24 protein-coding genes and 1 pseudogene are annotated in these 25,468 nt (G+C 58.5%); 13 read left to right on the top strand and 12 right to left on the bottom strand.

What is annotated here, in order from left to right:
* The first annotated feature begins 8 nt into the window (after positions 1-8).
* The 4 genes from M9920_03525 to M9920_03510 are packed head-to-tail and all read left to right on the top strand — an operon-like array spanning position 9 to position 4,025.
* Positions 9-773: a hypothetical protein gene (locus tag M9920_03525; GenBank protein ID MCO5051352.1), complete on the top strand. Its 765-nt coding sequence runs from the start codon at positions 9-11 to the stop codon at positions 771-773.
* A gap of 42 nt (positions 774-815) precedes the next feature.
* Positions 816-2,270, top strand: a complete 1,455-nt coding sequence (gene pabB / locus M9920_03520; protein ID MCO5051351.1) for an aminodeoxychorismate synthase component I — start codon at positions 816-818, stop codon at positions 2,268-2,270.
* Positions 2,267-3,124, top strand: coding sequence for an aminotransferase class IV (locus M9920_03515; GenBank protein MCO5051350.1), 858 nt, complete (start codon positions 2,267-2,269; stop codon positions 3,122-3,124). Before pabB ends, M9920_03515 begins: the two co-directional genes overlap by 4 nt.
* Before the next feature lie 4 nt (positions 3,125-3,128).
* A complete protein-coding gene (locus M9920_03510) occupies positions 3,129-4,025 on the top strand; it encodes an SDR family oxidoreductase (protein ID MCO5051349.1) in 897 nt (298 codons plus the stop codon).
* 17 nt (positions 4,026-4,042) lie between these two features.
* Here the strand turns inward: M9920_03510 and M9920_03505 are convergent, their stop codons facing one another.
* Positions 4,043-4,978 (bottom strand): cation diffusion facilitator family transporter, encoded by a 936-nt coding sequence (locus tag M9920_03505; protein ID MCO5051348.1) that lies wholly within the window; start codon positions 4,976-4,978, stop codon positions 4,043-4,045.
* 101 nt (positions 4,979-5,079) lie between these two features.
* Positions 5,080-6,294: a DUF1015 family protein gene (locus M9920_03500; protein MCO5051347.1), complete on the bottom strand. Its 1,215-nt coding sequence runs from the start codon at positions 6,292-6,294 to the stop codon at positions 5,080-5,082.
* A 114-nt stretch (positions 6,295-6,408) separates the two neighbouring features.
* On the opposite strand from M9920_03500, the gene rpmB reads away from it, so the two are divergent.
* Positions 6,409-6,672, top strand: a complete 264-nt coding sequence (gene rpmB, locus M9920_03495) for a 50S ribosomal protein L28 (GenBank protein ID MCO5051346.1) — start codon at positions 6,409-6,411, stop codon at positions 6,670-6,672.
* A gap of 160 nt (positions 6,673-6,832) precedes the next feature.
* Here the strand turns inward: rpmB and M9920_03490 are convergent.
* Positions 6,833-6,988, bottom strand: a pseudogene (locus M9920_03490) (nicotinamidase).
* Positions 6,989-7,031: 43 nt separating this feature from the next.
* On the opposite strand from M9920_03490, the gene M9920_03485 reads away from it, so the two are divergent.
* The 5 genes from M9920_03485 to M9920_03465 all read left to right on the top strand — a co-directional run bounded on the left by M9920_03485 (position 7,032) and on the right by M9920_03465 (position 11,539).
* Entirely contained in the window at positions 7,032-7,217 is a 186-nt protein-coding gene (locus M9920_03485) for a hypothetical protein (protein MCO5051345.1), read from the top strand.
* A 132-nt stretch (positions 7,218-7,349) separates the two neighbouring features.
* A complete protein-coding gene (purL, locus tag M9920_03480; protein MCO5051344.1) occupies positions 7,350-9,905 on the top strand; it encodes a phosphoribosylformylglycinamidine synthase subunit PurL in 2,556 nt (851 codons plus the stop codon).
* Positions 9,906-9,949: 44 nt separating this feature from the next.
* Positions 9,950-10,678, top strand: a complete 729-nt coding sequence (locus tag M9920_03475) for a prepilin-type N-terminal cleavage/methylation domain-containing protein (protein ID MCO5051343.1) — start codon at positions 9,950-9,952, stop codon at positions 10,676-10,678.
* Positions 10,679-10,733: 55 nt separating this feature from the next.
* Positions 10,734-10,889 carry a hypothetical protein gene (locus tag M9920_03470; protein ID MCO5051342.1) on the top strand — a complete coding sequence of 52 codons (156 nt, stop codon included), beginning with the start codon at positions 10,734-10,736 and terminating at the stop codon, positions 10,887-10,889.
* A 47-nt stretch (positions 10,890-10,936) separates the two neighbouring features.
* The gene (locus tag M9920_03465; GenBank protein MCO5051341.1) at positions 10,937-11,539 is read left to right on the top strand and encodes a metal-dependent hydrolase; all 603 of its coding nucleotides are present in this window, start codon (positions 10,937-10,939) and stop codon (positions 11,537-11,539) included.
* A gap of 35 nt (positions 11,540-11,574) precedes the next feature.
* Here the strand turns inward: M9920_03465 and M9920_03460 are convergent, their stop codons facing one another.
* The 5 genes from M9920_03460 to M9920_03440 form a co-directional block, all read right to left on the bottom strand.
* Positions 11,575-12,108 carry a hypothetical protein gene (locus tag M9920_03460; protein ID MCO5051340.1) on the bottom strand — a complete coding sequence of 178 codons (534 nt, stop codon included), beginning with the start codon at positions 12,106-12,108 and terminating at the stop codon, positions 11,575-11,577.
* Between the two features lie 86 nt (positions 12,109-12,194).
* The gene (locus M9920_03455; protein ID MCO5051339.1) at positions 12,195-13,637 is read right to left on the bottom strand and encodes a hydroxylamine oxidoreductase; all 1,443 of its coding nucleotides are present in this window, start codon (positions 13,635-13,637) and stop codon (positions 12,195-12,197) included.
* Positions 13,638-13,644: 7 nt separating this feature from the next.
* Positions 13,645-14,877 (bottom strand): polysulfide reductase NrfD, encoded by a 1,233-nt coding sequence (nrfD, locus tag M9920_03450; protein ID MCO5051338.1) that lies wholly within the window; start codon positions 14,875-14,877, stop codon positions 13,645-13,647.
* A complete protein-coding gene (locus tag M9920_03445; protein MCO5051337.1) occupies positions 14,874-15,848 on the bottom strand; it encodes a 4Fe-4S dicluster domain-containing protein in 975 nt (324 codons plus the stop codon). The genes nrfD and M9920_03445 overlap by 4 nt, the downstream gene beginning before the upstream one ends.
* Before the next feature lie 4 nt (positions 15,849-15,852).
* Entirely contained in the window at positions 15,853-16,506 is a 654-nt protein-coding gene (locus tag M9920_03440; GenBank protein MCO5051336.1) for a hypothetical protein, read from the bottom strand.
* Between the two features lie 378 nt (positions 16,507-16,884).
* Here M9920_03440 and M9920_03435 point away from each other — a divergent pair, with 378 nt between their 5' ends.
* A complete protein-coding gene (locus M9920_03435; protein MCO5051335.1) occupies positions 16,885-18,615 on the top strand; it encodes a hypothetical protein in 1,731 nt (576 codons plus the stop codon).
* A gap of 138 nt (positions 18,616-18,753) precedes the next feature.
* Here the strand turns inward: M9920_03435 and sufD are convergent, their stop codons facing one another.
* The 4 genes from sufD to M9920_03415 form a co-directional block, all read right to left on the bottom strand.
* Positions 18,754-20,106, bottom strand: a complete 1,353-nt coding sequence (gene sufD, locus M9920_03430) for a Fe-S cluster assembly protein SufD (GenBank protein MCO5051334.1) — start codon at positions 20,104-20,106, stop codon at positions 18,754-18,756.
* A gap of 238 nt (positions 20,107-20,344) precedes the next feature.
* On the bottom strand, positions 20,345-20,626 hold the full coding sequence (locus tag M9920_03425; GenBank protein ID MCO5051333.1) for a hypothetical protein: 282 nt from the start codon (positions 20,624-20,626) through the stop codon (positions 20,345-20,347).
* Positions 20,605-20,994 carry a phage holin family protein gene (locus M9920_03420; GenBank protein ID MCO5051332.1) on the bottom strand — a complete coding sequence of 130 codons (390 nt, stop codon included), beginning with the start codon at positions 20,992-20,994 and terminating at the stop codon, positions 20,605-20,607. Before M9920_03420 ends, M9920_03425 begins: the two co-directional genes overlap by 22 nt.
* 5 nt (positions 20,995-20,999) lie before the next feature.
* Entirely contained in the window at positions 21,000-21,335 is a 336-nt protein-coding gene (locus M9920_03415; GenBank protein ID MCO5051331.1) for a DUF883 family protein, read from the bottom strand.
* A gap of 254 nt (positions 21,336-21,589) precedes the next feature.
* Here M9920_03415 and M9920_03410 point away from each other — a divergent pair, with 254 nt between their 5' ends.
* Positions 21,590-23,251 carry a sugar phosphorylase gene (locus tag M9920_03410; protein ID MCO5051330.1) on the top strand — a complete coding sequence of 554 codons (1,662 nt, stop codon included), beginning with the start codon at positions 21,590-21,592 and terminating at the stop codon, positions 23,249-23,251.
* Positions 23,252-23,281: 30 nt separating this feature from the next.
* Positions 23,282-25,462, top strand: a complete 2,181-nt coding sequence (locus M9920_03405; GenBank protein ID MCO5051329.1) for a hypothetical protein — start codon at positions 23,282-23,284, stop codon at positions 25,460-25,462.
* Positions 25,463-25,468 lie beyond the last annotated feature (6 nt).

The following is a 25,468-nucleotide window of genomic DNA, read 5'->3' as shown; positions in this document are numbered from 1 at the left end:
ACCGGCTTATGGCCGCCTGGAATTCCTACGCCATCCTGCTGCGGGACGCGGGCAGTCCCAATGCGGATGCGATCCGGCGCGCCTTCCGCGTGTTTCGACACCTTACCGATGCGGACGCGATCCGACTCGCGGCCAATGCGCAGGGCATTCTCATGCGCCACTTGCGAGTGGATGAAGCCAAGGCGTTTCATCACGCGCTCACGCAGGAAGGCGTCAACGTCGCGCTGGTGAAGGAGGAGGCGCTGCACTTTCTGCCCGCCAGTCAGCGAGTGCAACGCCTGGAGTTTACGCCGGAAACCTTGTCGGTTTTTGATCATCTCGGCCAGGGCACGCCGTTGGCCTGGTCGGAAATTACGCTGCTCGCTGCCGGCGCCGTGCCGCATTTGGAAATTGGTTCGCCGCAAGCGCAACCGGCGGCCATGGAGCGACCCGCCGGACTCTGGCCGCGCCGCTCCGGCGGACCGCACCAACTGAAAACCGGGCGCCTGTTCATCCTCGAATTGGTGAACGCCGAGGGCACGAAGCGCTTTGAAATTCAGGCGCACGAGTTCCACTTCGTGCCGTTGATCCCCGCCGCGCCCACCGATTCGCTGATGGAAAAATTCGTCCGCCTGACCCGTGCCTTGGTGCAGCGCGCTCCCGGCGCGCAGTTGAATCGCGGTGCGCTGGATATTCGTGAAGGTGTGGATTTGGTGCGCGGTTATCCGAGCCATCAGGCGATGCTGGATGAAATCGTGTGGCTCTGGTGGAACGCCAAACAAACAACTCATTGAGGCGCGCGCCGGACGCGCCAGCGACCTGAAACAACATTTTCATTGAAACTGCGCCCCCTCATTCAGGAATTGACCACCGCCCACACGCCGGAATCGTTGGGCGCACAATTGCGCGGTTCGCCGGGGTTGGTCGTGCTGCGGAGCGCTGGCGCACCTTCCGAAGCATCGCGCTATTCCTTCGTCACCGCGCGACCGTTCATGCAATTTCGCTCCACCGACTCGCGTTGTGAAATCTTCCACACCGAAACCGCGACGGAACCGCAACTTCGCGAAACGCGCATAGATAATCCCTGGCAAAGCCTCGGCGCGTTCTGGTCGCGCTACGAATTTCAAGAACCACACGACAGCCCGTTCCCGCTCGGCGGTTGCTTCGGCTATTGGGGTTACGACCTCAAAAATTTTACCGAGACCAAACTGCCGCGCCGCGCCAGCAATGATTTGCAATTGCCCGATAGTCACGTTGGTTTTTACGCCAGTCTGGTCGTCTTCGATCATCGGCTGGGAACCACCTGGATCGTTGCGACCGGACTTGGCGCCGATGGCAACCGTTCCGAAACCCGCCAGCGCGAACAACTTGAATTTTGGTCGGACCGGCTGGCTCAGCCTCCAGGTCCGGCAGAAGCATTTGACGCGACCGACGCGCGCCGGGAGTTCACGTCCAATCGTACGCGCGCTGATTTTCTTGCCGCGATCACTCAGGCGCAGCGTTACATTCGTGCGGGCGACATTTATCAGGTCAACCTGTCGCAACGGCTCGTCGCGCCCTGGTCGGCGTCCGGTTGGGAATTGTTCCTCCGATTGACCGCCGCTTCCCCCGCGCCGTTCGCGGCGTTTATTGATGGCGGCGATTTCCAACTGGCCTCGTCTTCGCCGGAACAATTTCTCCGCATCCACGACGCGGAGATCATCACGCAACCCATCAAAGGCACGCGGCCTCGCGGCGCGACCCCGGCTCAGGATGAGCGGCTGGCGCACGAACTGCAATCGAGTCCGAAGGAACGCGCGGAACTGGTGATGATCACGGACCTGCTGCGGAACGATCTCGGGAGGTTTTGCGCCTACGGCAGCGTGCGCGTGACGGAGCTGGCGCGCTTGGAACGGTTCGCCCAAGTGCAACATCTCATCTCCACGGTGCGCGGGCGGTTGCGCCCGGAAGTGACCCATTGGCAGGCGCTGGCGGCGGCGTTCCCCGGTGGCAGCATCACCGGCGCGCCGAAGTTCCGCGCCATGGAAATTATTGATGAACTGGAACCGGTGGCCCGGGGACCGTATTGCGGTTGTCACGGTTACCTGGGTTTTAACCGGCAAAGTCAGTTGAGCATCAGCATCCGCACCGCGATCTGCAGAAACGAGTGCGCCTATTTCTACGTTGGCGCGGGCATCGTGGCCGATTCCGATCCCGCGGCAGAATACGAGGAGACCCTGGCCAAGGCGCGCGGTTTTCTGGCCGCGCTCAATCCGTCCCAACCCCATCCGCAACCCGTGGCGCGCGCATGATCGTATTTCTCAACGGCCAATTTGTTCCGGATGCGCAGGCCACCGTCTCGGTCTTTGATCGCTCATTTCTCTACGGTGACGGCTTGTTTGAAACCATGCGGCTGACGCGAGGTCGCCCGTTCCGCTGGGCAAACCACTTGGAACGGCTGCGCGCAGGTTGCGAACTTTTGGGAATCCAATTACCCGGATCAGAGGAGGATTTCGCGGGATGGATTGCCGAACTGGTGATCCTAAATCAAATGCCCGAATCGCTGCTGCGATTGACCGTATCGCGCGGCGTCGGCGCGCGCGGTTACTCGCCCCGAGCGGCCACCGCGCCCACCCTCGTCATGAGTTTGCATCCGCTTCCGAAAATTAATGCGACCGCGGACAACTCCGTCTGCCCTTACGCTCAATGGAAGCTGCAAACCACGTCCATCACGCTGCCGGCCGACTCGAAATTGGCCCGCGTCAAGACCGCCAACAAACTGCCGCAGATTTTGGCGCGCGCGGAAGCGGACGCCGCCGGCGCCGACGAGGCATTGCTGAAAAGCACCGATGGTTTCGTGATTGAAGGCAGTACGGCCAATCTGTTTTGGATCGAGAACGACGCCGTTTGCACCGCGCCGGCGGACAGCGGAATTTTACCGGGCGTCACGCGTGCCGTCGTGCTGGAGCTGTGTCGCGATCTGAATTTGGCCGTGCGCGAACAACGGATCACGCCCGCCGCGCTGGGTAAAGTTCAGGGCGTTTTTCTGACGTTGAGTTCCCTCGGCGTGGTGGAAGCCATCGCTCTGAATGGTGTGCCGCTGGCGCGTTCCCCGTTGACGCCACGATTGGCGGCAGCTTACAACGCTGTGGTTGCAAGAGATTAAAACAATGCGCGTACTCGTTGTAGGTTGTGGTTATGTCGGCTGGCCGTTGGCGCTGGAACTGGCGCGACGCGGGCACACAACGTTCGGTCTGCGCCGCTCGCCTGAGAAACTGATCGCGCCGTCATCCCCGCCTAATCCGGTCACCTTGCTGACGGCGGACATCACTCAACCCGCCTCACTGCAAACCTTGCCGCGCGACTTCGATTGGGTGGTGAATTGCGTCGCCTCCGGTGGTGGTGACGCGATGGATTACCAGCGGTTGTATCTCGAGGGAATGCGAAATTTGATCCACTGGCTCGATCCGCAACCGAGGCGGCCGACACGCTTTCTCTACACCAGCAGCACGGGAGTGTATGGACAGAATGACGGTTCGGAGGTGGACGAAACCAGCGTCACCGCGCCAACCACCGCGACCGCCAGAATTCTGCTCGAAACCGAGCAAACCTTGTTGAGCGCGGCGTTGGCAAAGCCCTTTGCGGCGGTTGTCTTGCGCGTCGCGGGCATCTATGGGCCGGACCGCGGCTACCTGCTAAAGCAATTTTTGCGGGGCGAAGCGCGGATTGAAGGTGAGGGTGGACGGACGCTCAACATGATTCATCGCACCGACCTGATTCACACGATCATTACGGCGCTGGAAACCGCTCGCGCCGGAGCGATTTACAATGTGGTGGATGATGCGCCGGTAAGTCAGTTGGAGTTTTTCCGCTGGTTGTCGCACCAGTGGCATCGGCCCCCGCCTCCCACCACGCTGGAAACCACCACTGGCCGTAAGCGCGGCTTGACCAACAAGCGCGTCTCGAATCGTAAATTGAAGGCAGAACTGGGGGTGAAGCTGATCTATCCCAGCTATCGGGAAGGTTACGCCGATTTGCTCAAGCGCGCGCAAACTTCAGCCGCATAAGTAATCCATCGCGCCGATCAGTCAAACTTCTTGCGCTCCAACTCCTCATCCTCCCAGGAAGCCGGGTCGTCCAGTGATTCCAAGTGCGTCAGGACGACCGCTTCAGAAACCACGCGGCGCAACTCGGCTTCGATGGTTTCGAGCAACTCATGGCCGCGTTGCACGGTCCAATCCCCCGGCACCAGCACATGCACTGAGATGAATTTTTGCGCGCCGGCTTGACGCGTGCGCAACGCGTGAAAAGCGATGCCTGCGGCTTCGTGGGGTTTGAAAACTTTTCGCACCGCCTCCAGGTCGGCGGCGGATAATGAAACGTCCATCAGCCCGGCCACGGACCGGCGCATGATGCCGATGGAAGTCCACGCGATATTGGCGGCAACAATCAAGGCGACCAGGGGATCCAACAGGTGCCAGCCGGTGATGGCCACCAACCCCACTCCCACGAGGATGCCCAAGCTCGTCCAAACGTCGGCCAGCAGATGCTTGGCGTTCGCCTCGAGCGTGATGGAATCGTAGCGGCGCGCGGCGCGCGCAATGAAAAGTGCGACCACGAAATTGGCCAGCGCCGCCACCGCTGAAACCGCAAGCCCCACGCCCAGCGCGGCCAAAGGTTGCGGCGTCAGCAAACGCATCCCCGCCGCAATGGCAATTCCAACGCTGGCAACCAGGATCAACCCTCCCTCAAGTCCGCTGGAAAAATACTCGGCTTTGCCGTGGCCGTGCGCGTGATCTTCATCCGCCGGACGCGCGGCAATGGTCAACATCGCCAGCGCCATGACCGCGCCGAGCAGATTGACCAGGGATTCCGCCGCGTCCGCCAGCAAACCAATCGAGCCAGTGATCAGATAGGCCACCGTGCGCAGCACAATCGTCAACACGGCCGTCCCGATGGAAAGCCACGCAAAGCGTGTAAGAAATTGACGATGCTCTGGCACGGCGAAAAGATAGAACACAAATCACCCGAAACGCACGGAAAGAGTTTTGCGTCCGGATGAAAATTTGACCGAAACCGGCGCCCGCCACGGCTTGTCGCTGACGACGGACCCGACCTCGTTCAAATCAAATGGCAAAACATTGCGTCCCGGAGCTTCGGTTCAAACCAGGTGCTCTTCGGCGGCATGATTCCGTCTGCGTCAGCAATCGCCATCAAATCTTCGATGCTCGTCGGGAACAGGCTGAAGGCGCAGGCGTATTCACCGCTGCGCACGAGCTTCTCCAATTCGGCGGTGCCGCGAATGCCGCCGATGAAATTGATGCGGCGACTGGTGCGCGGGTCCGCAATGTCAAAAATTGGTTCGAGCACGTGCCGCTGCAACAACGTCACGTCCAGCGTGGCCGCACGATCCGTCGCGGCCGTGAACTGTGGTTTGAAATGCAGGTGATGCCATTGCCCTTCCAGAAATAATCCGAGTTCATGTTTTCGCGTCGGTGCGGCGATGGTCGTCGGCGTCACCTCAAAAATCGCGCGCAGCTTTTCCAACAGTTGGGCGGCGCTTAAACCCGACCGGTCTTTCAAGACGCGGTTATACGGCAAAATTTGCATTTGGTTATGCGGAAAGATGACGGAGAGAAATTGTCCGCTCGATCCGGCGCCGTGCCGGGATTGGAAAATACGCCCGGCTGCGGCGCAGCGATGATGTCCATCCGCAATATAGAGCGACGGAATTCGCGCAAACTGTTCGCCGATGAACTGCAGGTCCGCCGGCGCTCGCACGGACCACGAAGTGTGACGCACGCCATCCGCGCCCGTAAAATCCACGTCCGGCGGCTGGGCCACGCGCCGCGCCACGAATTCATCCAGCGCCGGCACGGCGCGATAGGTCAGAAACACCGGCCCGGTCTGTGCGTTCAACGCCTCGATATGCCGCACGCGGTCGTCTTCCTTGTCGGGTCGGGTGAACTCGTGTTTCTTGATGCTGCCACTCAGGTATTCGGCGCAACTGGCGGCGGCCACCAGTCCGACCTGTGTGTGCGCCCCCATGATTTGCCGATACAGGTAAAAAGCGGGTTGCGCGTCCTGATACAGCGCGCCTTGTTTGATCAACCGCGCAAAATTCTCCCTGCCTTGGGCGTAAACCCCGGCGGCATACGGATCGGTATCCGGGGGCAGATCAATTTCCGGCTTGCTGACGTGCAGAAAACTGAGCGGATTATCCGCCGCCAACGCGCGCGCCTCCTCGGACGACATTACATCGTACGGAAGCTCGCAGATTTGAGCGGCCAGTTCGGGTTGGGGACGTAGCGCGGCGAAAGGCTTGATTGTAGCCATAAAGGACGGCGAGGATAACACGCGGAATCGGGAGCGCACGAAAATTCCCCAAAGAAAGCTTGCTATCAACGGCGAATCCGATAAGGTAGGCAGCCCTGATTTGGGAAAAAGTTTATGGCAAGAATTTGTGAAATTACCGGTATCGGCCCGCGCAAAGGCAGCATCATCTGGCGTTCGGGTAAGAAGAAAAAGCTGGGGGGTATCGGCACGCACGTCACCGCCATCACCAAGCGCAAGTTCATGCCTAATTTGCAACGGGTAAAAGCCGTGGTGGATGGCGAAGTCCGTTACATCCGCGTCTCCACTCGCGCCCTCAAGCGCGGTCTGGTCACCAAGGCGCCGAAACGCACTTGGAAAAAAGATCAGGCGGCGAAGTAAAACGACCTCCAATTTTCGAGCCACGGCGGGAGTCAACCTCCCGCCGTTTGCATTTTTCTTGTGCCGCGATTGGAGCCGGTGGTGGGACTTGCACGGTTTAACCAAGTATTTACTACTTAGCTACCACCACCCTACTACCAGAAACGGACCGTCTCATAACCGGATGCCAATCCTGCGTGGCGACTGCCAATGGAAACACGGCTTGAAGCCGGTTTACAATGGGAATAATGGCATCGCCGTCAGGCACCGCGAGAGCGCCGCCGGGCAGAAAGTCGGTTTGGCGCGGTGGTGTTGCGCAACACGCGGCGGGAGGCAAACTTTCAGTTTACTTGGCCCAAGCGGAGCCGACGACGCAGCTCATGCCTGTACCGTTGCAGTATCAATTGCAAAACCGAGAACTGGTGTTGAGCTGGACCAATTCGAATTTTCGCCTGCAATACGCCTTGACACCCAGCGGCTATTACTTCGGCCTTCCCAACGCCACGAGTCCCTACACCAATCCGCTCACCGGCCCGCGCCGCTTTTTCCGATTGATTGCGCCCTGACCCCGTTCGCCGGGGTACCCGGTTTTTTATTTTCAACAGCTTGCAAAGGCTTTAGCTTGGCAGCTCCGAAATTGAACTTCTTTCGGTAGTCACCGCCGCCGTTTGCGAAGTTCGCCCGATTTAATTTTTGAAATGACCGAACCCGCCATCACCCCAGAGTTGGTTGCCAAACACAACCTCACACCGGAAGAATTCGCCAACGCCCAGGCCATCCTTGGTCGCCCGCCGTCTTACACCGAGCTTGGCATTTTTTCGGTGATGTGGAGCGAACATTGCAGTTACAAAAACACGCGGCCGCTGCTCAAGACCTTTCCGACGAAATCGCCGAAAATCCTCGTCGGTGCGGGCGAGGAAAACGCGGGGGTCATTGACATCGGCGACGGCATGGCCATCGCGTTCAAAATCGAGTCGCACAACCATCCGAGCGCGGTCGAGCCGTTTCAGGGCGCGGCCACCGGCGTCGGCGGGATTATTCGTGACATCTTCACCATGGGCGCGCGTCCGGTTTGCGCCATCAACTCACTGCGCTTCGGGCCAATCACCGAAAGTGCGGAGTGCGGAATGCGGAATGCGGAATGTGACACTGCGAACGGCGATTCCGGTTCCGCACCCCGCACTCCGAATCCCGCACTCGCCGCCAACCGCCGCCTGTTCGCGGGCGTGGTCAGCGGCATCGCGCATTACGGCAATTGTTTCGGCATTCCGACGGTTGCGGGCGAGGTGTATTTTGACAAGACGTATCAAGGTAATCCGCTGGTGAACGCGTTTTGTCTCGGCGTGCTGCGGCATGAACAGATCACGCGCGGCGCGGCGAAAGGCGTGGGCAATCCGGTGTTTTACGTCGGCCCGGCGACAGGGCGCGACGGTCTGGCCGGTGCGGCGTTTGCCTCGCAGGATTTGACCGAGGAATCCGCCGAGCAACAGCGCGGCGCGGTGCAGGTGGGCGATCCGTTCATGGAAAAACTCGTGTGCGAGGCATGTCTGGAATTGCTTGCCACCGGCGCGGTCGCGGGAATGCAGGACATGGGCGCGGCGGGTCTCACTTGTTCCACCTGTGAAATGGCCGCCCGCGCGGGAACGGGCATTGAGATCGAGTTGGACAAAGTGCCGCAACGCGCGCCGAACATGAGCAGTTACGAAATCATGTTGTCGGAATCGCAGGAGCGGATGCTCATCGTCGTTCATAAAGGTCGCGAGGAGGAAGTGAAACGCATTTTTGACAAGTGGGATTTGCCGTGGGCGGAAATCGGCGTCATTACGGACACGGGCAAAATGGTCGTGCGGCATGGCGGAAAAATCGTCGCGAACATTCCGGCGAACAAAATCGCGGACGAATCACCGGTGTATCATCGCGAAGCGCGCGAACCGGCATATATCACGGAAGTGAAAGCTTTTCGCTTAGAGGGCATTCCCGATACGACCTATGCGACCCATTCGCCGAATGAGTCCCATGTGTCCTATGCTCTCAAAAAGCTCCTGGCCTTTCCGAGCATCGCATCCAAGAACTGGGTGTATCGGCAATACGATCATCAAGTGCGTGCTGGTTCGGTGGTGTTGCCCGGCAGCGATGCGGCGGTGATTCGCATCAAAGCGGACTCGATTCCGGTGCAGGCTGATTCTTTACAGGGTGGAACGGGCGACTCGCCCGTTGCTTCCGGCAACTTGCCGGAAGCTACTGATCGGCAGGTTGCCACCCAGGCCAATGCGTTCCCCGAAAAACTCATCGCGATGACCGTGGATTGCAACGGCGGTTACGTTTATCTGGATCCTTACGAAGGCGCGAAAACCGCCGTGGCCGAGGCGTGTCGCAATCTGGCTTGCTCCGGTGCCATGCCGCTCGGGGCGACGGATAACTTGAACATGCCGAGTCCGCTTAAACCCGAGTTGTTCTGGCAGATCAAGGAATCCGTGCGCGGTCTCGCCGATGGTTGCAAGGCGTTCAACGCGCCTGTCACCGGCGGCAATTGCTCGCTCTACAACCAAAGTCCCGCCGGGCCGATTGACCCGACGCCGACCATTGCCGTCGTCGGCCTCATCGAGAAGCCGGAATACGTCACGACCCAATGGTTCAAGGACGAAGGCGACGCCATCATTCTGCTGGGGGAAGCGGTGGAAACCACGCCGATGCAAGGTCTCGGCGGCAGCGCGTATCTGCAAGTGATTCACGGCCAGAAAAACGGTGTGCCGCCGCGTTGCGATTTGGAAACGGCAAAAACCTTGCACACCACTTTGCTGGGCTTGATTCAAAGCGGCCTTGTGAAAAGCGCGCACGATTGCAGCGAAGGCGGCCTGGCGGTGGCGCTGGCGGAAAGCTGTATCAGCCAACTCACCGCTCGCAATACCCCGCGGTTGATTGGGGCGACGATTGATCTTTCCGCTGTAGCTGCGTCTCGTCAGAGCGCGGCAAACCAAACAGAACAATCAGCCGCGCTCTCACGAGACGCAGCTACAACCCGCCTAGACGCGCTGCTGTTCGGCGAAACGCAATCGCGTGTCGTCATCAGTTGCAAGACGCTGGATGCGGTGAAAGTCGTCGAACGCGCCAAGCTCATGGGCGTGCCCGCCGTGCAGATTGGCAAAGTCGGCGGCGACCAATTGACGATAAAGACCGGCAGCGGCGAATTTTCTGCGCCGCTCACTGAACTGCACGACGCCTGGTGGAACAGCATCGCCCGCGCGATGGTGTAACGGAACCCAGCGCAACCAAGATGAGTTTGCGTTGTTAAATTAGTATGCTTCAGAAGAACGCCAGAGCATCGTTAGCTTTCTCGCTGGTGGAATTGTTAATGGTAATTGCCATTATCGGAATACTCGCAGCACTCCTGCTGCCGAGTCTGACTGAATCAAAGCGGAAAGCTCAGCAAATCGCTTGCGCTTCAAATCTGCGGCAACTGGGAGTTGGATTGCGTGTGTTTGTCGAGAACTACAAATTTTACCCGACAATATCAGCACCAACCAACAACCATCTCCCCGGCGGAACGTGGCTGGCGCAACTCGAACGGGGCGGCTTGGAGGTGGCCAACCCAGTGCCTTATTACTATCAGCAAGGCATCTGGCGATGCCCATCCGGACAACTGCGGGAAGGACCAATTAAGATGCAGCCCTATTATGGCTACAATGGCTACGGGATTCTCCCCATCGGCAATCATTACACGAATTTCGGATTGGCCGGTCATCTCGAAGCAGAATCCACTCTGTTCACGCCGATCCTGGAATCCGAGGTTGCTTCACCTGCAGAAATGATCGCCCTTGGCGAGAGCGATGAGCCGATCTACATGCGAAATCAGACCCACGACTTCGACCATAGCATTCTTCGTCACCAAGATAGAGCCAACGTGCTCTTTTGCGACGGCCACGTGGAATCGCCGACGCTCAAGTTTTTGTTTGCAGACACCAGCGACGCGGCCCTCGTGCGCTGGAATCGCGATCATCTGCCGCACCGTGAGAAATTATTGCCGTAATTTTCTCTGCCGCAATCCCGCTTGCAAAGCCAGCGGAAGCGAATAATTTTTCAGCGTGAACAGCCGGGAAATAGTCATTGATCTCATCAATAAACTGCTGGCGGACGTTTCGCTGGCGGGCATCGAGAAAGCGCGCTTGCAGGCGCGGCAAGGCGCAGGAATCCTCGCCGAAGACGGGCGGAAGCTGGTTGACGCATGGGCTTCAAAGTAATTCTCACGCCGCAAGCAATCGGCGGTTTGCGCGATGACATAAATTGAATGTCACCTCTTACCCATCTCATCGGGAGTTGGCTGGTGGCGGCGGTGGCCACCGACAACCGGCGCGATCGCCAACTGGTGACGTGGGCGGGCGTATTGCCGGATGCCGACGGCCTGGGCTTGATTCCCGACGTGGTGACCGCCTGGGTTACCGGCCAGGAAGCCACTTTTCATTATTACCATGCTTATCACCATCTGCTGTTGCACGGCTGGCCGGGCGCCATATTGATCACCGGTCTGCTCACCATTGGCGCGCGGCAAAAATGGCGGACTTCGGTGTTGTGCCTGGTTACCTTCCATCTGCACCTGCTTTGCGACTTGTTGGGTTCACGCGGCCCAACTGTGGCTGACCTGTGGCCGATCTGTTATTCCGAGCCGCTGTTCCGACATCCCATCTGGTTTTGGAAACATCAATGGAAACTCGACGGTTGGCAGAACCAGTTGATCTTTCTTGCCGTGTTCGTAACCGCGCTCTCGGTGGCCATCCGCAAGGGGGTATCATTCGTCGAACTGATCAGTTCGCGACTGGATCGGACTTTTGTCAGCGTGCTCCAAAACTGGCGCAACCGTCTTGGAAAAGTGCGCCGATCGGACGCGAAATAGCGTTGCTTGGAAACGCTTTTTGCGCCGCGGTTTAATCAACGGGGCGAGGGGATCGTAGCCATGACCGGACCATGGTTTTCCGACGGCAGCACCCGGCTTTCAGCGCCAAGAAAATCGCACAACGCGCAAAGGCGTTGGTAATACTCAGCTTCCATCAAACCCAATAACGTCGCGCCGTAACGAAGGCAGTGTTCGTCCGTGATGATGTCTCCGTAGTTGATGAGCGGAATCATGTAGGCGACGGCCAGTGGCAACAGGTCGGGGCGACCTTTCAGCAACGGACGCACGTAAAGCACGCGTCCGTCCTGCGCTTGATTGCGCCAGTCAAGGTCCGGTTGCGCGAATTGGTGCAGGGCCATCTCACCAAATTCGAACACGAGCCGCACGGGGTGACGCAGGCAATCCGGATCGTGTAACAGCGCGTCGAGTTTGGCTGCCGTGAGCGGCCCGTATTTTTGGTGGGCAACAATCGCTTGCGCCGTCAGGTGTTCGCCCAGGCTTTGCTGGCCGAGTTGTTCCAGCTCGGCGGAACTCAGCTTGCGCAACTCAGCGGTCGTGGTCACATTCATGGTTTCAGCGGGAGCGTATTGGCGGGTTTGCGATTCAATCCGCCGGAGCGGGACGGGTGCTGGGTCGCCCGCCCCGCCGGCGCAGATTACTTCGCGTAACGATCCTGGAATTCCTTGCGTTCCTGGTCGCGTTGCGCCTTTTCTTCCGGACTCATCTTGTTGAGATACCACTGGTGATTGGGGCCGTTCAGCGTGGTGTCCAGGAGCTGGGCGAGTTTTTCGGCCGCCTCCTTCTTCTTCGCATCATCGGAGTTTTGGTGCTTCTCGATCAACTCCTGCAACTCGGGCACGTATTTCGAGTAGAAGTGTTTGGCGACCTCATACGTGCCGTGCCAGTGCGTGTAGTCCGGGCCCATCATGGAAGCGCCGTGGCGCGCACGGCGGCCCTCATGATGCCAGATTTCATACCAGGTGAAGTCAATCGGATTGCTGAACTGCGCGGGACGCAGCAGCGGTTGTGCGGCTTGATAGAGCGCCAGTCCGGGGCGGGCGAATTTCTCGTGATACAGATCAATCAACCCATCGTATTGCTTGTAGAACGCGTCGGTGAAGTTCTGGTTGTGGCAGTTCAAACACACATCAACCATGTTCGCGCGCCGGGTTTGCCACGGCACGTCCTTGGTGGGCAGCCCCAGTTTGGCGTCGGCAATTTCCGGGCGGATGGAAATCTCCGGCCGATTGTTCCACGAGATGCGCAGGCCGACGTCGTGGGTGACGCGCTGATTTTTGGTCGCGCTCATGTGGCAGGTGGCGCACGTTGGCGCCGCGGAATAATCCTCGCCCACGATCCATTTGGAGCTGTTCAGGTTCATCTTGTCCACGTTGGCGCGATAGGCGATGCCGTGCTTGGATTCGTTGTAGATTTCAATCTGCGGATGATCCGGGCCCATGTGGCACTTGCCGCAAGTGTCCGGCGTGCGCGCCTGCGCGGCGGAAAAATCATGGCGCGTGTGACAGGCGGCGCAGGAGCCTTCACTGCCGTCGGGGTTGATGCGGCCAATGCCCGTGTTCGGCCAGGTGGCCGGATCGGGTTTGCGATCGGGACCAATCCGCACTTCCGCTCCGTGACATTGCCAGCACCCGTTCACGGCGGCGGCGGAAACGCCGGCGGGAAACATGGGCGTCTTGAAGCCTTTGTTGCCCTCGACAATTTCCGCCAGCACGTTGTCGAGCGAACCCAGGATGCGCCCGGCCTTGGCGTGGTGCGAGGCGTTGAACTCCTTGACCTCGCTCTCGTGGCAACGCCCGCAATCGCGGGGCGTAACGATCGTGGAGATCGTCTGCCCGTGGTGCTCGAAGGCGTCCACGTCATCGGGCAGGGCCATGTGACATTCGAAGCAACCGACGTTGCCGCGATAATGTTTACTCGAGCCCCATTGCTGATAGATCGCCTGGCTTTCCTTTTTGTGACATTCCACACAGGCCCGGCTCGGCGCGGAGAGTTCGGGGAGGGTGAAGCCGGCGCGCGCCGGCAATGGCGACAGCCCCACGGCGGTGAGCAGCGCGATATGTTTGATCGGGATTTTCATAAGCTTCTCAGGTTTGTTTGGTGAGGGAGACAAGTTCAGGATTCGCCCGCAGCGAACCGTTCATGATCGGGATGGCGACGCGCAGCATCCAGGTGAACATCAGCGCGCCCAGCGCCCAAATGCCGAGGCACACGAGCGTCTCGTTCAGCGTGGGCAGGTATTCCACGATTTGACCAAGCGGCGACGGCACAAAACCAGGAATGATCAGGCCCATGCCTTTTTCGATCCAGATTCCCACGAAGCACGTCACGCAGGCCAGGTTCAACCAGAAGATGCGTCGGCTGGCCGAGGTGACCAGCAGAACGAGACCGATGCCGTCGAGCGCCATGGCGGTCCAAATCCACGGTACGAGTCCCTGGTGACCGTGCAGTCCAAAATACAAATAGTGCGCCGCCGCCGCGTGTTGGGTCGGCGAATAAAATTCGGTGAACAGCTCGCTGAACAGGAGGAACATGTTGATGATCATTGCCACCGTCATGATCATGCGCAACGTGGTGATGGGTTGATCGCCGATGAAATACTTCGTCGTGCGGCGGATGATTTGGAACGCAAGAATCATCAACGCTGGTCCGGCGACAAAGGCCGACGCCAGAAAGCGCGCCGGCACGAGCGGATGATGCCAATAACTGCGCCCCGCCAGGCCAACATACAAAAACGCGGTGACGGTATGAATGCTGACCGCCCACGCGATGGAAAGAAACACGAACGGAATGTAAAACATCTTGGTGGGTTGACGGCCGCAGTAACGGCAGTAGAGCAGGTAGCCGGCAATGTGCAGGTTCAGCAGCAAATAGCCGTTCAGCACAATCACGTCCCAGGACAGGATCGAGCTGGGGAAATTGAAGACACCAAACGGCGGGATCATGTGATGGAACCGATCCGGCCGGCCGAGGTCCACCATCACGAAAAGCAGGCACATCACGATGACCGCAATCGCGAGCAGTTCGCCGAAGATCACCACGGCGTGCATGTGTTCCTTCCGATAGACATAGGCCGGAATGACCAGCATTACCGCCGCCGCCGCGACGCCGACCAGGAAGGTGAAATTGGCGATGTACGCGCCCCAACTGACCTGATTCGTCATGCCGGTGACTTCCAAGCCGTCCACGAATTGTCGCGCCCAGGCGTGCAGGCCAACGAGTACGAGCACCGTCAGCGCCGTCATCCACGCGTAATACTTCACGCTGCCCTGCCAGGAGAGCCTCCAGACGCGGAACAGAAATGTGAGGTAGTCGCTCATTTGTCGAAGAAGTAGTAGAACCGCGGTTGCGTGCCGACATCCTCCTTGAGGATGTAAACGCGTTTGTGGTTCAGGATGTAATTTATCTCACTGTTCGGATCGAGCAAATTGCCAAACACGCGCGCACCGGTCGGACAAACTTCCAGGCACGCCGGATATTTGCCCTCGCGGGTGCGGTGCAGACAGAACGTGCATTTTTCCACCACGCCCTTCGGACGGATGCGATTGCTCAGGTAACTTTGATTCGGATTGATCTGCTCCGGCTTCAGCGTGGGTTTCTTGTAATTAAACCGCCGCGCGTCGTACGGACAGGCCGCCATGCAATAACGACAGCCGATGCACCAGTTGTAATCCACCACCACGATGCCGTCCGCCTCCTGCCACGTCGCCTGCACGGGACAGACCTTGGTGCAGGGGGATTCGCGGCACTGCTGACATTGCACCGGCATGTAATACTTGTCCGGCTGCGGCACCGTCTCCGGATCGAAATAAGCCGTGGACGTTTCCAGGTTGATCGCGCCCTGGTTCAATTCCAACACGCGGATGTAAGACATCTCGAGGTCGTCCTCGTCATCACGCGACTGGTTGTTCTCCGCTAGACAGGCGTGGGCGCATTTGCGGCAACCAATGCAGCGGGACAGATTCAGCGCGTAACCAAATTCCACGCCGTCCATTGGTTTCACGTCGCGCAGATTCGGACGCACCCCGTAATCCCGCTCGGCTTTGGCGGCGAGCGATTCCATGATCCGCTGCAAATCCTCGGGTTTCAGCTCGCGATAATGCCGTTGCAACAATTCATCCAACGTGACCGATCCGCTTTCCAGTTCGAGCAAAGGCTTGAGCGCCGCCATGAGTCCGGCCACGCCCACCATCGAGGCCGCCGCGCCTTTCAGGAACGTACGGCGCGTAATCGGCCGGTAAACCTGTTCGATGGTTTTCGGGCTGGCGACGTTTTGTGAATCGTTGTTCATGAGTTCATGGATGTGCGGACGGTTCGACCGGACTGGACGGCGGCGGATTGGCTGCGCGCGCCGGATACCGCAACGGCGGCAGCGGTTTCATCTCCTTGAATTTCGGGCTGTGCGGATCGTGACATTGAATGCAGCGCAACTTCGTTTTGGGGCCAAGCTCCGTCTGCCAAAAGCCGTTCTGCCGGCCATGCACGCCCGCCTGCCAATCCCGATAGATCGTGCCGTGACATTTGGCGCAGAGCTTCACCACGTCCGCCTGCGCGATTTCCGCTCCGTCATAATCCACGAACACGTTGCGGTTCGTCGGATGATGACAATTCAAGCAGAACCGGTTGTTGCCGTGGTCGAGTACGATGTCCTTGTGCTCGTTGAGCGGACGGTTCGTGCCGCCGTAATGCCATTGCGCCGGAAACAGTTGGTGACACTCCATGCAGTTGTACGTCCAACCCGCCTTGGTGAGGTCCAGTCCCTTCGTGGCGCGCGGCGGCGTTTTATCGAGGTGCGTGTCCGCCGTCAATCCGACTGGCGGTTGTTGCGCCGGCGGTCGGGCAACGACGGGCAGATTGGCGGGCCCAGGCGATTCGTCGGCTTGACTAACCTGCCAAAGCCACCCAATCGCCGCGCCGAACCCCACCACCATTATCACGCGCAGACTCACTGGGCAGGACCCTAATCGCTGGTACATTTGGGGCTATGCGTTTTTTGCGAAAGACTTGACGGTTTTTAATCAATCGAGTGGGACGCCAAAACCAGCGATGGCTTGACCCGAATGATTCGAATTAAGGGAAATAATTCCATACTCATGCCTCAAATCAGGCCTCAGCCATTCGACGATCCGATGACGAGTGAATCGTTAGGTGCAATTTTCCAGCTTAAAATTGAGTGTTTTCAGTAGATTTTCGTCAGCGGCGCATTACTATCTCCCCCGTAAGAACGCTTTGTCAGATTGATTTTATTGAGCGGACTACTTTTTCGATGTCATTGGATGGATCAGAGCAACGACATACCCAAAATAAAAAGTTCAGTATCAAACGTCATGAAGCCCACCCTGCATCAAACGGCCAAGGTCTTGATTGCACTTATGGTTTCGGCATGTGCCACACTGCCCAGCCGTGCCGATCTTGTAATCACCTCCTTCCACGGCAACGGAGAATTGAGATGGACCAACAACACTCCGGAGGCCGTTTATCGGATCGAGTGGTCCCCATCTTTGTCCGGCCCTTGGCTGCGCAATTGGAACGGCTTGGACTTCATTCCGTCCTTTGGCGAAACCAGTTTCACCGCGATGGTACCGATGTTTTATCGGGTCGTAGCGGAAACCAATGCAACGCTGAACCAAAGCATTTTTGTTTCGACACTGACCGGCTTGGATGATGCTTCCGCTGGCTCTTTGCAGCAGCCGTGTCGGACGATTCAGTACGGAATCCAACGCGCCATGGCCACCGGCAGAACACGGGTGAATGTCGCCTTGGGTATGTATCAGGAAGCGCTGACTCTGGTGGCTGGAATTGATCTTTACGGGGGCTACAACGACTCCTTTGCAGTCCGGATGCCATCCGTGACGCCTTCCATCATCCAATCTTTCAGCGCTGCGCTCGCCACCGTAACGGCCGCCAATATCAGCACGCCCACCGTAATGGACGGGTTCATCATCTACCCTTCACCAACGCTGACCACCGCCAACAGTATTACGCTCCGCCTCCAAAACTGTTCCTCTCAGTTCACGATTTCCGGGAATACCATCTACGGCGGTGCTGCCTTGAACGGGATGGACGGCGTTAATGGCCTGGATGGGGACGCCGGCAATGATGGCGCCCCCGGCAAGCTGCCGATTGAAATCAAGCACGGAATGCCCAACACCACGTCGGGTGGCAGTGGTGGCGCTCTCCTTTGCCAATCCATCAACGTCAGTGGCGGCCGGGGCGGTGGAGTCGTCAACCCAGTTTTTCAATCCCAACAATTCGCTGGTGCGAATGGTTTATCGGTACGTGGCGGCAGCGGTGGTGCGGGTGGGTTCGATGCTGCGTTTACCAACACCGGCACTTGCGTTCTATTACTCCCCTCCGGTAGTCAAAATGGCATGGACGGCGGTGATGGCTTGAGTGGACCGGATGGTTTGTCCGGTGGTGTCGCCACGACCGCCGGCTCAATAACTGGTGGCGATTGGCAACCAACCGCTGGTGGCTACGGAATGATTGGCACGCCGGGCGGCGGCGGCGGTGGAGGTGGGGCAGGCGGTGGATCAGAAAGCACCTCTATGTGCGCGCCGATGATTGATAATTTGGGCCCGAGCGGCGGGGGTGGCGGTTCAGGAGGATGCGCCGGAGAAGGTGGCGGTGGCGGACAATCCGGCGGCAGTTCATTCGCGGTATTCATTATCTCTTCTTCACCTGGACTCAAGCCTTCGCTGCAAAACAACACGATCTTTGTCGGCAAAGGCGGCAACGGTGGCCGGGGCGGCAATGGTGGGCGCGGTGGACGTGGTGGCTTGGGCGGTGGTGTGCCCGCCCACAGTGTCTTTGGCGTAGGCCTGGCTGGTAAAGGCGGTCGAGGTGGTGACGGCGGACACGGAGGGGGCGGGGGCGGCGGCGCCGGCGGTAATGCCGTCGGCGTTTTCGCCAACTTCAGCGGCGGTAATTATCAGACTCAAAATTTCATCATTTTGGAAACCGGAGCCGGTGGACAAGGCGGCAGTGGCGGTTTGTCGTTGGGGAATAACGGTATTTCGGGAGTCAGTGGAAACGCAATTAGCGTCCAGGAAAATTAACTGAAATAAAAGCTCATCCAACCCTCAGGATCGCTGTGGCAAACACGATGCGGCAAACGGACAAGTAACATCCGCTTTTTCGCTGGGAACGGTATTCGACCTGACGCTGACTTACCGGTCGCGTCGTGTGACCAATAATTATTTTTCCGCCAGCCGCGGATTTTCTTCCAAGCGATCCCAGACGATCTTGTCCAGTTCCTCGCGCGCGGCTTCGTGTTTGATGCGCTCGATGATTTCCCCGGCGAAAGCGTGAATCAACATGCGTTTGGCGGTTTCCAAACCAATGCCCCGCGTCCGGAGATAGAAGATGCTTTTCTCGCTCAACTGACCGATCGTGGCGCCGTGGGTACATTTCACGTCGTCGGCATAAATTTCCAACTGCGGTTTGGTATTGGCGCCCGCGTCGTCGGACAGCAGCAGATTTTTATTGGTCTGCTTGGCGTCGGTTTTTTGCGCGGCTTGGCGAACCAGGATGCGACCGTGAAACACTCCGCGCGATTTGTCGTCCAGGATGCCGTTGAAGTATTCGTGGCTGGCGCAATTGGGCTGGGCGTGTTCCACCACCATGTGATGGTCGGCGAGTTGCTCGTGCCGCGTCAGATACAGCCCGTTCAGCACGCACTCCAAGCCTTCCCCCGCCAGCTTGGTGCGGATGTCATTCCGTGAAAGCTTTGCGCCCAATGCAAAGGAATGTACATTCACCTGCGAGGCGCGGCCAAATTCACCGTGGAACGCCGCAATGTGATACGCGTCCTCGGCTTCATCCTGAAATTTTACAAACTCGACCTGCGCGTTTTCGCCAACGAACAGTTCCGTGACCGCGTTGGTGAAGTAACCTGACCCCCCCAGCGCCACGTAACTTTCCAACACCGTCACCTGACTGTTGGCCTCGGCGATGATCAGGTTCCGCGGATGAATGGTCGTGCCGCTCTCGTGCGTCGTGCAGACGTAAATGAATTGAATGGGATCGGGAATGATCTTTCCCGCCGGCACGTGGATGAAGCCCCCGTCCAAAAAGAACGCCTGATTCAGCGCGGTAAAACCGTTGTCCGCGTCGGCCGCATACTTGCCGAGGTGCGGTTGCAGAAACGCCTCCTTCGCGGCGATGGCGGCGGCCAGACTGCTCACTTTCACCCCTTCCGGCAGATTCTTGAGCGAGGAAAGTTTCGGATCGAAATGGCCATTGACGAAAACCAACCGCGTTCCGGATTGTTGCGCAAAGGCGAGCTGCCCCAACGCGTCCGTCGGCACCGCTTCTGTCGCCTTGAACGCCGGCTTAAACGGCAACTGGGCAATCGCGGCAACATTGGTAAACCGCCAGTCTTCATGTTTCAAAGTGGGCAACCCGATTTCACCGAAGCGAGTCATGCCGGCTTTGCGAATGGGCATCAGCCATTCAGGTTGCGGCGTGTTTTGCTCTAAAAAACTGAACTTTTCCAAATAAACGCCAGTATCGAGCGCTGACGTCAGGGTGTTTGTGCTTTGTGCCATGGTTTTCCTATCGGTCCTATCGGTCGCGGGGATCACCTCTGCGACCATCCGCAATCTTGTCAGAAAACCCGGTGAACGCAAGCACCCCATTGGTGTCGTCTCGCTTTCACGATGCTCAAGGAGACAGCTTAGTGGGGAATAATTCCGGCAAAAATCGGCCTCGTGAGCGACGGGGTTAATCCGGGTTACACAACTCCGTCGGCACGCGTTTCACGATTTGGAATGTCAGCAGCGAGCCTTATCGTTGCTTTAAGGATTTGATCCAGCGAAATGTCGAAACCGCAACCGGCGCCCACTGTTTGAATTTCCGCCAGTAGCGGAGGGTCATCAATCCCGCCACGGCGCCCCCCGCCACCATCCACGGGCTGTGCGTGACTCGCTGGCGCGCGGCGGATAATTCCGAGAGGGCGGTGCGCAGCTTTTCCAATTCGAGCGTAAGCACGCTGCGATGCAAGTCCGCTTCCAAGAGCAGCAACTTGCGGTGTTCCGCCAGTTCCGTTAATCGCGATTTTTCAGACATGAGTTGTCCTTGCGAAATTCCTCAACGGTGTGGGCAAAGGGCACGGCGTCCGAGCGCAACTGTTGCGTCAGTTTCCAGAGAATCACGGCGGTGGCCGCCAGACAAAGCAGCACCAGGCCGATGACTCCGAGGTACCCGGTCCGACTCCACAGCCAGCAAGCCAGCGCGCCGAGCGCGATCAACACGCCCGCGCTGCCAATGACGCCCGCCAGCACCAGCCAGCACAGCAGTCGGATCAGCCGCAGTTTTTCCTCCTGCCATTCGACCGCAAATAACTCGAGCCGGTTGCGCACGAGCACCTGCAGTGAATCACCGATCCGGCGCAGTGACTCGCGCCATTCGAACGGATTGGACGTTTCGTCAGCCATGCGGATTATTTGCGGGCCAACAGCGCGCCGAGCAACAGCCCCACGCCGAACGCGATCCCAATGGATTCATAGGGATGTTCACGGATCATGCTATCCGCTTTCCTGGCGGCTGCCCGAGCGGTATCGCCGGTTCGTTCCTGGAGCTGGGAGCAGGTTGTTTTGGCGCGTTCGAGCGCTGCTGTCATCCGTGTGCGCGCTTCCTTGGCTTTTTCGCTCACATCGCCCACGGTGGCCTTCAGCAAATCTTCCGCGTCACGGGTCAGCACCTTCAAATCTGCCAGCACGCGTTCGCGCGGCGTGATCTCGACACTTTGTTCCAGAGCTTCTGTATTGGTAGCCATATTTTTTCCTCGGTTTGAGCCGTCCGTAACGGCGGTTATTATTCGTCGAATCCTCAACACTCCAGGTCCACCCGGACCACTGAAAATTTACGCGATAATGGTCCGCCTGCCAAGCAAACTAGCCGATCCAATTGATATTTTGTCTGAGTGAAAAACTTCCACGGGAAGGGTGGCCGTATTCGGAAATGCACGAGGAACAACTCGTCAGGCTTTTCTCAGCCAGTAATTCGTGCTTCCCTTAGCGCAGCATACTCATGAATGAGCGCATTGTTCTTTTGCTAACCGAGATTTACGGCGCCGCCGCGAGCGCGTCACTCCGCGAAGCGCTGACGGAACTTTTGACGACTTTTCCCCGGCCCGCACACGGAGCGCGGGCGACCGAGCTGACCGAGCGCGATGTGTTGCTGATCACTTATGCCGATCAGGTGCGTGAACCGAACCGAAAACCGCTGGCGACTCTGGCGGATTTCGCGCGGCGACATTTGACCGGCGTGGTCAGTGGCGTGCATTTGTTGCCGTTTTATCCGTGGTCTTCGGATGACGGATTTTCGGTGAAAGATTTTTTTGCCGTAGCGCCGGAATATGGAAGCTGGGAGGACCTCCAGTCGTTCCAACCCGAGTTTGCGCTGATGTTTGATGCGGTATTCAATCACCTGTCGGTTCAGGGGGATTGGTTCGAAAAATTCAAAGCCGATGTGCCCGAGTATCGCGACTTCTTCATCGCGGTCGCTGGCGATCCTGATTTGTCCAAGGTCATCCGCCCCCGCGTTTCGCCCCTGCTCACGGAATTTCAGACGGCGCGCGGCGTGGAAAAAATCTGGACCACCTTCAGTGCGGATCAAGCGGATTTGAATTTCCGCAATCCACAGGTGTTGCTGGCGGCGCTGCGCGCTTTGTTGTTCTACGTGCGACACGGGGCAAAGTTCGTTCGCCTGGATGCCATCGCATTTCTCTGGAAAGAAATCGGCACGACCTGTCTGCACCTGCCGCAGACGCATCAACTCATTCAACTCATGCGCGCGGGGCTGGACGCGGTGGCGCCTGAAGTGCGGCTGATCACCGAAACCAACGTGCCGCACGCGGATAACATCTCCTATTTTGGCGATGGCACGAACGAAGCCCAACTGGTTTACAATTTTGCGCTGCCGCCGTTGGTCTTGCACACGCTGGCCGCGGGCAACGCTGAAAAACTATCCGCTTGGGCAGCCACTTTGACGACCCCCTCGCCGCAAACGACCTTTTTCAACTTTCTCGCTTCGCATGACGGCATTGGCTTGAATCCCGCCCGCGGCATTTTGAGCGCGACTGAACTGGATGCCTTGGTGGCCCGGGTGAAGGCGCATGGTGGCTACGTTTCTTACAAGAAAAATCCGGATGGCTCGGAAAGTCCGTACGAACTGAACATTAATTTTTTCGATGCGCTTTCCAATCCCGTCGCGGCCGAACCGCTGGAGGTTCAGGTCAAACGCTTTCTCGCGGCGCACGCCATCATGTTTGCGCTGGCGGGCGTGCCGGGAATCTATTTTCACTCGTTGTTCGGCTCGCGCAATGATCAGGCGGGCGCAACATCCAGCGGGATTCCCCGGCGCATCAACCGGCAGAAATTGTCCCGGGCGGAACTGGAAACTGAATTACAGCAACCCGCTGCCTTGCGATCGCGCGTGTTCAGCGGGATGCGCGAGTTGCTTCGCCAGCGACGCGCCCACTCTGCCTTCGCGCCGGCTGCCCGACAGGAAGTTCTCGATTTGGACCCGCACGTGTTTGCCGTGAAACGAAAATCCGCGGATGGCGTTCGCGCCGTTTGGTGTTTGCACAACGTCAGCGCTGAATCCGTCATTTTAGCCAACGTTCCCGGTCCCGTTCCCACTCGCCGCTTGCAACCGTACGAAGTGCTTTGGGCGACGTTAGACGATTGACCTCGCGAGCCGTTGTATTATTAAAGGTCTGTGCAATTTCCAAATCGGCACCTTCTCGGTGCCATTACACTGGCGGTCGGATGGTTTGCCGCAGGGACCGGAGTCGCTCAACCAGTCTGGGACAACTACGCTGATACCTGGGTGGCGACGGACGACCTGGGGCGCGTCGTGCCGATTTATCCCCAGGTTTCCGCCCCGCGAGCGGACCGCACGGTTGGCATTTTCTACTTTCTCTGGCTCGGGGAACACATCCAAGGCGGACCGTTCGATGTAACGAAAATTCTCGCCACGGATCCGGACGCTATGCAAAAACCGGACAGTCCGTTGTGGGGGCCGCTGCATGTGCCGCATCATTGGGGTGAATCGCTCTTCAATTACTATCTCACCGATGACGAGAGCGTTTTGCGCAAGCACGCTCAAATGCTCTCCGATGCGGGCGTGGACGTGGTGATTTTTGATGTCACCAATCAAATCACTTATCGCGATTGGTATCGCGCGTTGTTGCGCGTGTGGGCGGAGGCGCGGCGATTGGGGAATCGCACGCCGCAGGTGGCTTTTCTTGCGCCGTTCTGGAGTCCTTCAAAAGTGGTGAAAGAACTTTGGCACGATCTTTATCAACCGGGCTTGCATCCGGAACTGTGGTTTCGTTGGGAGGGCCGCCCGTTGATCCTGGCTGATCCGGACCTTTTGTTCACCGGCGAGGAAAACGGACGTCAGAATACGCCCGCCGAATTGTTGGCCGATCATACCCTGGGCCAATCATTCACCACGGAGCGCGCGTTGCTCGCCGTGAGTGCGCGATTCGCCACCTGGCATACGACCACTGGCGCGGTGACGCTGACCGTGCGTTCCAACGGTCCGACCGGTGCCGCGCTCGCTTCTGAACGCTTCCAAAATGTGGGTGACAATACCTGGCTGACCTTGTCCCTCAAGTCGCCGCTCCCGCCTGGAAACTATTTTCTGGAAGCTTCCGACCCCGCAGGACTTGTCGGTTGGTGGAGTCATACCGAGGACAAGTTTTCGCGCGGCACCGCGTTTGCCGATGGCGCGGCGGTCTCCGGCGATCGAACGCTGCGGCTTTCATTCACGGATGTCGAAACGCAGGCGATCCGGGAATTTTTCACCTTCCGCGCGCCACAGCCGGATTATTTCCGAGGCCAGACCAAGCCGAACATGTGGAGCTGGCTCGAAGTCTATCCGCAACACACGTTCACCAATGTCGCGGGCCAGAAAGAACAAATGTCCGTTGGCGTCGCGCAAAACGCCGTGGACGGACGGCTGGGTTCGATGAGCGAACCGGGCGCCCTCGGCCGCAGCTTTCATCAAGGGGCCACCGACTCGCGGTCGGACGCGGTCCGCCTGGGCCTGAACGTGACCGAACAATGGCAACGCGCTTTGCGGGAAGATCCGCGGTTTATTTTTGTGACGGGCTGGAACGAGTGGATCATGGGCCGTTTCGCCGAATTTAATCGGGTGAAACTGCCGGTGATGTTTGTGGACCAATTTGATCAGGAGCACAGTCGCGACATCGAGCCGATGTGTGGGGGGCACGGTGATGATTACTATTACCAGTTGGTGAGTTACGTGCGGCAATACAAGGGCGCTCGCCCGCTGCCGCCGGTCCTGCCGCAGCCGATTACCGTGGATGGACGGTTTGATGATTGGCGTGATGTGCGACCGGAGTTTCGCGATACCATTGGCGATCCGGTTCAACGAAATCATCGCGGTTGGGACCCCCAGGTCACGTATCGCAACGACACCGGGCGGAACGATCTGGTGGCGGCCAAAATCAGTTGGGACGAAAAAACCGCCTGGTTTTATGTGCGTACGCGTGAGCCGATCACCGCCCCGCAAGGCACGAACTGGATGCTGCTGTGGCTGGACGTGGACGCCAATTCGCGGACGGGCTGGCTCGGTTATGATTTCGTCATCAACCATGCCGCTCCCGGTTCATTGGCGCGCCATGTCGGTAATGCTTTTAACTGGGCCGCCGCCGGCACTGTTCAATGGCGTCTGGCTGGGAATGAAATGGAACTGGCGATTCCATGGTCGGCGCTGGGTTTGAAGTCGCCGCCCGCCACGCTGGATTTCAAGTGGGCCGATAATTGCGTGCGGGTTGGTGATTGGACCGACTTCACGCTTAACGGCGATGCGGCCCCGAACGACCGGTTTAACTATCGGGCCGGGTTGCTTCCGCCGCGCGAGAGGTAGAGCGGA

It is taken from the genome of Verrucomicrobiia bacterium, from assembly GCA_023953615.1.
Lineage (GTDB): Bacteria > Verrucomicrobiota > Verrucomicrobiia > Limisphaerales > JADLHS01 > JADLHS01.
This window is presented reverse-complemented; position numbering and strand designations above follow the sequence as displayed.